Origin of the sequence: Caballeronia terrestris (assembly GCF_001544515.1) — a bacterium.
In the GTDB taxonomy this organism is placed as follows: domain Bacteria; phylum Pseudomonadota; class Gammaproteobacteria; order Burkholderiales; family Burkholderiaceae; genus Caballeronia; species Caballeronia terrestris.
In genome coordinates, this window is record NZ_FCOL02000400.1 from 1 (window position 1) to 1,424 (window position 1,424).

At 61.0% G+C, this 1,424-nt stretch carries 1 protein-coding gene; it reads right to left on the bottom strand.

Annotated elements, in window-relative coordinates:
* Positions 1 to 1,424 (bottom strand): electron transfer flavoprotein-ubiquinone oxidoreductase (locus AWB67_RS37755; RefSeq protein WP_087660847.1); only part of this gene is annotated, 1,424 nt, incomplete at both ends.

Below are 1,424 nucleotides of genomic sequence, written 5' to 3' on the forward strand. Positions count from 1 at the left end.
ATCTTTCAGCGTCAAGTGCGCCGGCTGGTTCTCCTCGTGATTCGTATTCGAGATGAACACCGACGACAAGCGGTCGAACGTCAGCTTCCCATCCGGCTTCGGATAGACGATCGGCTTCGATTGCGACGCGGGTTTCAGCGTCTCGTAATCCGCGTGCTGATGATGCAGCGTCCACGGCACGTTGCCGCCCATCACCTTTTGCTCCAGCCCGACCATGAAGGTGCCCAGGTACAGGCCCTTGCTCATCCACTGCTTGAAGTTGCGCGCGCGATAGAGCTCGGTCTTGAGCCACGAGGTATCGAAGGATGCCGGGTAAGCGGTGAGTTCGTCGTTCTGACGGCCGGCCTGAACGGCATCGAATGCGGCTTCAGCGGCGAGCTTGCCGGTCTTGATCGCCGCGTGCGAACCCTTGATCCGCGATGCGTTGAGGAACCCGGCATCGTCGCCTACCAATGCACCGCCCGGGAACACGAGCTTCGGCAGCGACATCAAGCCGCCCGCCGTAATCGCGCGGGCGCCGTAGGAAATACGCTTGCCGCCTTCGAGAAACGCGCGGATCGACGGATGCGTCTTGTAGCGCTGGAATTCCTCGAACGGCGACAGATACGGATTCGAATACCCCAGCCCGACGACAAATCCGACCATCACCTGGTTGTTATCCATGTGATACAGGAACGAGCCGCCGTAGGTATCGTTTTCCAGCGGCCAGCCGGCGGTGTGAATGACCAGACCCGGCTTGTGCTTCAGCGGATCGATCTCCCACAGCTCCTTGATGCCGAGGCCGTAGACCTGCGGATCGGCGTCCTTGCGCAGCTTGAATTTGTCGGTGAGCTGGCGGCCCAGATGCCCGCGTGCGCCTTCGCAAAACAGCGTGTACTTCGCGTGCAATTCCATGCCGAGCTGGAAGTTTTCAGTCGGCTGGCCGTCCTTGCCGACGCCCATGTTGCCCGTCACGACGCCGCGCACCGAGCCGTCGTCGTTGTAGAGCACTTCGGCCGCGGGAAAGCCCGGAAAGATCTCGACGCCCAGCGCTTCGGCCTGCTGACCCAGCCAGCGCGTGACGTTCGCGAGGCTGATCACGTAATTGCCGTGATTCTTGAAGTTATCGGGCAGGAGCCAATTGGGCACTTGCTTCGCGCTGCTCTGCGTCAGAAACAGAAACCGGTCCTCGCTGACTTCGACGTCCAAAGGCGCGCCTTTTTCCTTCCAGTCGGGGATCAGTTCATTGAGACCGCGCGGGTCCATCACGGCGCCGGACAGAATATGCGCGCCGATTTCCGAGCCTTTTTCGAGCACGCAGACCCCGATTTCGACGCTTTTTTCCTGCGCAAGCTGCTTGAGCCGGATGGCCGCCGACAGTCCAGCCGGGCCACCGCCAACGATCACGACGTCATATTCCATCGACTCGCGCGGACCGTACTGCT